The organism is Synergistaceae bacterium (assembly GCA_017443945.1).
In the GTDB taxonomy this organism is placed as follows: Bacteria; Synergistota; Synergistia; order Synergistales; family Aminobacteriaceae; genus JAFUXM01.
This window is the reverse complement of the sequence record JAFSXS010000066.1, coordinates 1-7,769: the sequence shown is the minus strand read 5'-3', so window position 1 is coordinate 7,769 and position 7,769 is coordinate 1. Positions and strand designations below refer to the sequence as shown.

The window sequence follows — 7,769 nt, the reverse complement described above, 5'->3', positions numbered from 1 at the left end:
TTCATTTGCGCACTACCCAAAATTTTTTTCCTGTTGATTATTATGAATGCTGGAATAAATTTATAAATATTTTTTCATACATTGAGGCGATAACGGCAATAAAAATTTTCACGCAAAAATTATCGCGATACAAAAAATTTTTTCTCTGTTAATTATTATGAACGCTGGAATAATTTAATTTTTTCGTAGTTGTAAATGTAGTTGTAAATTATGAACCATTAAGAAGTGAAATTGTTAATAAATACTTTATCACAATATAATTTTTTCGCAGGCACATTAATTATATAATATAAGCAAATAAATCGAGAGGAGAAAATTTTTTATTCACCATGAAAGTTATTCTTAAATCAGACGTAAATAAATTAGGCAGATCAGGCGCATTAATCGAGGTCAGCGACGGTTACGCACGAAATTTTTTACTGCCTAAGAATCTCGCAATCGAAGCAACACCAGGCAAAATTTCAGAATGGAAGGCAGAACAGGCACGACTCAAGGCCAAGAACGAAAAATTACACGCTGAAGCACTCGAATTACAGAAAAAATTGCAGGGACGCTCAGTAACCATAACCGGCAAAGCAGGCGACAACGGAAAATTATTCGGAAGTATCACAGCAGCACAGGTCGTCGAAGCTCTCGAGTCTCAGCATGGACTGAAAAATTTTGATAAACGCGATGTCAAGCTCGATGAAGTAATCAAGAACGCAGGAGATTATAAATTTTCCATAAAACTTTTTGCGGGCGTTCAAGCTGATATGATTTTGTCGGTGAGCGTCAATTAATGCCTGATTTCAGAGTCCCCCCCCGTAGTATCGAAGCAGAACAGGCAGTAATAGGAGCGTGCATTCTCTCAAAAGAGGCTCTCGGTTCGGCAATAGAAATTTTAAGCGCAAACGATTTCTACGACCCGAACAATAAAGCAGCTTTTGACACACTCGTAAATATGTACGTGAGTGATAAGCCCGTCGACGCTCTGACATTCTCGGAAGAATTAAAACGTTTGGGAATCTTTGACAGACTCGGGGGGCAGCCGTTTCTTGCTGAATTAATTTCTCTCGTAACATCGACCGCAAACGCCTCTTATCACGCAGAAATTATCAGGGAACGCGCAATTAAACGCAGACTCATCGAGGCAGGCAACGCAATAATAAATCTCGCCTACAACGAGCAGAAATCAAGCCGCGAAATAATTAACGAAGCAGAAAAATTAATCTTTGAGGCAGCAGCAAATAAAAGCTCGTCGGAATTTGTGAGAGTCAGTGAGTTATTAGCGCCCGCTTTTGTAACGATTGAAGAACGCTACAAGCAGACAGGGAGTCAAATGGCGGGATTCTCGTCAGGTTTTCACGATTTAGACGCAATAATAGGAGGTTTCCAGCCCGGAAGCTTGAACATCATCGCCGCACGTCCTTCAATGGGAAAAACTGCACTGGCTGTAAATATTGCTCAATTCGGCGGGGACGGTGCAAATTTACCCGTTTTGATATTCAGTCTCGAAATGTCAAGCGAACAGTTATTAATGCGAATGTTAGCAGCTGAATCAAATGTTAATCTCTCGCAAATTTATACGGGAACAATGGGCAAAGATACTTTCAGGGCATTAACCGAAGCGAGCGCAGAACTCAGCAAGAAAAATATTTATTTGAACGATGACTCGAATTTAACGACTCTTGATTTCCGGACTAGGTGCAGAAGATTCAAGACTCGACATCCTGATTTAGCACTGGTTGTTATTGATTACCTGCAATTAATGAGCACATCAGAAAAACGAGTCAATGACGGAAGACAACAGGAAGTTGCAGAAATTTCCAGAATGCTCAAGGCCGCTGCAAGAGAGTTAAAATGTCCGGTTATAGCTTTGTCTCAGTTATCGCGAGAGTCAGAGAAACGCACGGAGAAGAAGCCGCAATTATCAGACTTGAGAGACTCAGGAGCTATCGAACAGGACGCAGACACCGTTATATTAATTTTTCGCGAGGACTATTACAAGGAAAATGAACAAAACGAGGAAGTCAACAGCCTTGCAAATATTAGAGTCGCTAAGAACCGCAACGGCAGAACGGGAACGTGTGATTTAATTTTTCAGAAGGAAATAACGAGATTCGCAAGTTATGCAAAATCATAAAAAATTTCCCCCGGCTTTGTGTGAGTCAGGGGAAAAAATTTATTCATTCCTTAGAGCTACAATCGGATCCAAATTTGAAGCCTTCCACGCAGGCCAGAACCCGAACAAGACTCCCACGAACGCAGAGAATCCAGCAGCAATTATTATTGATTGCACCGATATAACCGTAGGCCAGCCCAAAAAATGTGTTACAGCATGTGAGATTCCGACTCCTCCGCTTATTCCTATTGCACCGCCTAAAAGCGATAATACAACAGCTTCAGTCAAAAATTGGACTCTCACGTTTGAAGGTCTTGCGCCGACAGCCATTCTGATTCCGATTTCGCGCGTTCGTTCAGTTACTGAGACTAACATTATGTTCATTATGCCTATGCCGCCGACCAGCAAAGAAATTGACGCTACTGCACCCAAAAGCGTACTCATTACGTTAGCGGTACTTGTTGCGTTTTCTTGGACTTCTGTTAAATTTCTGATGTTAAAATCGCTTTCGACTCCTTCTGTTAATTTATGTCTCTGGCGCAAGATAGATTCTATTTCCTGTTGTGCTGCATCGAGAGAGTCTTTGTCCCTTGCCTGAACGTTAATGCGTCTTACGTTGTCAGCTCTCGGCCCTGAACGTGATAATCTTCTCTGCGCGGTCGTAACGGGAACTAGAATAAAATCGTCTTGATCCTGCCCCCATGAGTTTGCGCCTTTCTTGCTGGTCATTCCGACAATTTTAAATGGTATGCTGCGGATTCTTATTGTCTCGCCGATTGGGTTAGAATATCCGAATAATTCTTTTGCGACGGTCTGACCGATTACACAAACTTTTGCAGCGCCTTTAACGTCTTGATCCGTGAACATTTCGCCGTCTGAAATTGACCAGTTGCGAATCTCTAAAATATCGGGTGTGCTTCCTAATATGCTAGTGTTCCAGTTTGAATTTCCGTAAATAATTTGTCCGGATGCGTTTACTTCGGGTGCGGTGTGTGCGATTGCGAAACCTTCAGCGGCCAAGGCGTTAGAGTCAGCTAGCGTTAAAGAATTTCCCGAACCTGCTGCGCCTCTTGCTCCTGTTGAATTTGGCGGTGCTGGCATGACGATAATTAAATTTTGACCGAATCCGGCTACAAAACTTTCTACCTGCTGTGCTGTTCCGCTTCCGATAGCTACCATTGTGATGACGGCTCCGACTCCTATTATGATTCCCAGCATTGTGAGCAAAGATCTTGTACGGTTGTCGAGCAGAGATCTTAAAGCAGTCTTTATTATTTCCATGTTTGAATAATTCACCTCTAAATATTTTATTACGCGAAAAATTTTGATTATTATAATTTATTGACGTGTAAAATTTAGGGAGAAAAATTTTTTATTACATATTTGATTAAATCCTTCAAAATCTGGGTATTGTTTTGCACAAATCACTTTATCACGTCAATTTTCCATGCTCCATTGCTTTAATCGGACTATTACGCGAACACGCAAAAATTTATCGCTGCCAAAATCATAAATTACCCATCACGCAAATTTTAGAATATAATTAGCAAATAATTTATCGGGAGTGAAAAATTACCGTGCGTTTTATCGGTGCATTAATAAAATATTTTGTATATATTTGCATTATATTAATTGCGGCGGGGGCGGCGTTATTCTGGTTTGACACAGGATCGTGGCTCGTTCTGCCGTTAGCTCAGAGGGCTGGAAATTTTTTCCTGAATCCCCTGAAAATAGAAATCGCTGACATTAACGGCTCTCTTCGTGAGGGTTATTCACTTGAAAATTTGCGTATTATTTCAGGCGACAAAGATTTATTCACGCTCAATTATGCGTCAGTGAGTCCTGATTGGGATCTCGTTCTTGCTGGTATGGACGGGCTGCCGTTTATAAAGAGTCTCAACATTAGCGGCATTAGTTCGGACATGAATAATTTAATCGCGCTGGCAAATCATTTTTCTTCAAGCGAGACTCAGACGGAAGAAGATAACAATAATGACTCGTCAGAACCCTTCAAGCTCAAGTTAAACCCTGTCAATATTTCTGTAACGGACGTAAATATTTCGAGTCCATATTCAAATTTGGCACTGTCGGAGCTGTCATTAAATGAGTCGGGAAAATTGACTCTCATAACTGACATAATTTCGCGTGATAACATTTTGCCGGTGAGATTTAACGCGCTTGTGAATCTTGACTCGCTCGGAATAACTTCATCAGATTTCAACATAGGCAAGGCAACGGGAAATTTAGCAGCGTCCCTCGAACCATTGAACGCAAAATTAAATATTTCAGCTCTTATAATTGAAGAAATCTTAAAATTTGCGCCTCCATTGGGTGTAAAAATTTCCGGGCGACTCGACGGCAAAGTAACAGCAGTCAGTGAAGACGGTTATATAAATGCGTCCGGAGTCGTCTCAATGCCCAGAGCTGATATTATGGGAATCCCGTTAAAATTTCGAGTCCCCTTCAAGTGGTCGGAAGGAAAAATTATCGCGCTCGATAAAGCCTCATTCAAGACAAATGCAGCAAGATTGAATCTCACAGCGTCGGCAAATATTGATAATATGAACGTCAAAGCAAAGGGCGAAGCAATAAATTTATCTCTCTACGAAATCGGAAAAATTTTCGCACCCGAAGCAGGCCTGAAAGGTGAAGGCGGTACAATAAATTTCGACGTTGATACGACAATTAACGAAAATATTTTTGCGAACACCCGCGCGGACGTTTCTGCAATAATCCCGTTTATATCAGCAGCAGGAATAAGAATCCTCAACGAGTTTAACGCAAAATTGAAGCTCGCACCGAATCAGACTCCTAAAATATCACTTGGCGGCGAAGTTTTTGGCGGTAAATTATTTGCACGAGGCGAGGCAGGACAGGACTCTAAAGGAAATTTCAAGCCTCAAGCAGTCCTCTCTATTGTGAATCTCGATATTGTTACGTTGTTAAAAGCTTTCCCGCAAATAGCAAAATCTATCGAGAAGCCCTCAGGAAAAATTACAGCAAGATTCGTTATTCCCGACAATTTAAGAATCACCGGCAAAATTACATCAGACAAAATCAGCGCATACGGTTTAACTCTCACGAAATTAATAGCGAATCTCATTTACGACCATAAAGCAAACCGTGCAGTACTTGAAAATTTTTCCAGTTATCTCGGCAAAGGATTAATAACGGCTTCAGCAAATGCAAATCTCAACACTACGGCATTTACAGCAAATTTGAACGCTGATAATCTTGACTTGCGGGCGATTCCCGATTTGAAAGACGTAACCGGACTCTATAATGTGCGTGCTAATGCGTCAGGACGTTACGCAAATGTAAATTCTATAAGCGTCAAAGCAAATTTAACCGGAAAAAATGCGGGTTATGCTGGGACTCGCTTTGGAAATGTTGATTTGCCGATAACTTACGCGAACAATCAATTAACAATTTCGGGCGCAAGGGCAGCACTTCCGGGAGGCAGCATAAATTTTCGCGGACTCGTTAATCTCGTTAACCCTGCGAATCCCGGTTTAGATATTGCAGCTTCGACTCAAGGAATCAATATCGCTGACACGTTGAGAGCCTTTAATTTGCAGGATAAATCTATGCCGCTTTCAGGAAAAATAACAGGAGGACTCAACATCAAAGGCGCGTTAAAGAATGCGAGCGTTAATGCAAATCTCCGTGCAGATAATTTCAAAGCAGGCGATCTCGTAAATATTCCAACTGCTGAACTTCAAGCAAACGGCAATATGCAGCGGGTCAACGTCAACAAGTTAAACGCGAAAATAAACGGTGCAGATATTTCCGGCAAAGGTTCACTAAATATAAATCAGAAAAATTTTATGAACAGTGCTATAAATCTTACTGCCAGCGTGAAAAAGTTAGAGTTAAAACCGTTATTGCTGCTCGTCATGAAAACTGCTCCGGTAATCGGCCAAGTAAACGGCAACATAAGCGTAAACGGGACTCTTGCGAAACCTAAAGCAGCTGTTCACGTAGCAGGCCCCCTCTATTACGGAATCACAAAATTTGAGAATATCGACATAAAATTAAGTTCTCCCGCAGCGGATAAATATTTAATCAACACAGCTCTAAATATTGACAAGTTCAGGCCGGAAGCTGATATAACCCTCAGCAATAAAAATAAACAATGGGCTTATTACGTCGAGACAAAGCCAATCGATTTAAACAGTGCAATTGAGTCGCAGGTCTCATCGCTTGCAGGAATAGTAAAGGGCTCTGCTGTCGTGAAAGTTATGGGCGTTGCTGATTCGTCATCGTCAATAAATATAACAGCCTCGTCCAACGCAATAAAGATTATCGACAAAATCAGAATCTCTAATATAAATCTGCCGTTGACATTCAGTCCCGTGAAAATGACTCTCTCAATGAAAAATGGTCATGCAGTAATAAGCGGCGGCGACATAAACTCGAAATTAAACGTTGACTTGAATAAATTGCAGTGGTCAAGCACCGTAAAAGTTTCACATTTAGATTTCGGGAAATTAGCAGCTCCATTTATGCCAGAAGGAGAATTAGTCGGCAAGGTCAACGCAGATGTAACAGCAAAAGGCACTTTCGGGGCAATGCCGACAAACTTTGCTAACGGAAAATTTGAGACGACTCCGGGTTATATTCACAAAATGGACATAATAGATAAAGTTACTCCCACTAAGAAAATTTCATTTGAGAAAATTGACGGGAGCTTTTATTGGAACGGTGCAGATTTATTCTTCAATCCCGGAACAGGAGCGCGCGCAGGCAAGGACGAGCCTTTATACAGATATTTTGAGATAAATGGTTCGGCAGGAATACCGGGAAAGGGCTTAAGACTTTATTGCGACGGAAGATTTGATTTGAAAATTTTGGATCAGTTATTAGGCGCGATGAAAGGAGTCTTTCAATATGTTACGGGCGGACTCACAGGGAATTTTCTGCGGGATGCTGCCGGGCGTGTGCTGGGAATTAAGAAGCGCGATTATCAGAATGTAACATTTACTCTTGCTAACTCATGGGATAAATTGCAGTTGCTTGACCTCAAGATTACGAAGCCGATAGAAGATTTCTTGCCGGTTAATTTGCTCAACAAGACCGAAGAACAACAGAAGCAGGATACAAAATTTCAGCTGCAATTGAAATTTCCGACGGGGCCGGGTTCAGACAATCCTGAAGACGACTCGCCGGCTGATCAGTTCAAGCAGCAGTTAATTGACAATTTATTTAATATCGGCATGTGATTCATGAAAATAACTCTTGACAAATTTTAAGGAGGCATATAAATAATGATAATTAGAGCAGAGAGTCTATTACTTTGACTTTTTGCGTGTTGTAGGAGTTCTCGCAGTAATTGGCTGGATAATAGTCAATAAAGTGGACATAAAAAACTAAGATTAGTTAATTTTTTGTCCAGGATTTTGCTTCTTTCTTATTAGGAGAAAGTCCATTATTGGCACTATGAGGACGCTTAGTATTATAAAATCCGTCAATATACGACATTATAGAGTGCTTTACGTCTTTTAATTGCAAAAACTTTCGCCTGCTTATTTTCTCTTTTTTGACTCTACAACTGCATTATCATATGGACAAGCAGTATTTGAGAGCGATTGTGAAAAATTTATGCTATCGAGTAATTGTTGGAATTCATCAGAAGTATATTGTGTTCCACGATCAGAATGAAATAATA

At 40.8% G+C, this 7,769-nt stretch carries 5 protein-coding genes; 3 read left to right on the top strand and 2 right to left on the bottom strand.

The window, feature by feature from the left end; genetic code table 11:
• Positions 1 to 329: 329 nt before the first annotated feature.
• Positions 330 to 779 (top strand): 50S ribosomal protein L9, encoded by a 450-nt coding sequence (rplI, locus tag IJT21_07170; GenBank protein MBQ7578026.1) that lies wholly within the window; start codon positions 330 to 332, stop codon positions 777 to 779.
• Entirely contained in the window at positions 779 to 2,122 is a 1,344-nt protein-coding gene (dnaB, locus tag IJT21_07165) for a replicative DNA helicase (GenBank protein MBQ7578025.1), read from the top strand. The genes rplI and dnaB overlap by 1 nt, the downstream gene beginning before the upstream one ends.
• Positions 2,123 to 2,161: 39 nt before the next feature.
• Here the strand turns inward: dnaB and IJT21_07160 are convergent, their stop codons facing one another.
• Complete coding sequence (locus IJT21_07160; GenBank protein ID MBQ7578024.1) at positions 2,162 to 3,382, bottom strand: ABC transporter permease; 1,221 nt, start codon at positions 3,380 to 3,382, stop codon at positions 2,162 to 2,164.
• A 296-nt stretch (positions 3,383 to 3,678) separates the two neighbouring features.
• On the opposite strand from IJT21_07160, the gene IJT21_07155 reads away from it, so the two are divergent.
• The gene (locus IJT21_07155) at positions 3,679 to 7,323 is read left to right on the top strand and encodes a hypothetical protein (GenBank protein MBQ7578023.1); all 3,645 of its coding nucleotides are present in this window, start codon (positions 3,679 to 3,681) and stop codon (positions 7,321 to 7,323) included.
• Between the two features lie 303 nt (positions 7,324 to 7,626).
• Here IJT21_07155 and IJT21_07150 read toward each other — a convergent pair.
• The coding region (locus tag IJT21_07150; GenBank protein MBQ7578022.1) for a transposase family protein at positions 7,627 to 7,769 on the bottom strand (143 nt) is incomplete at its 5' end.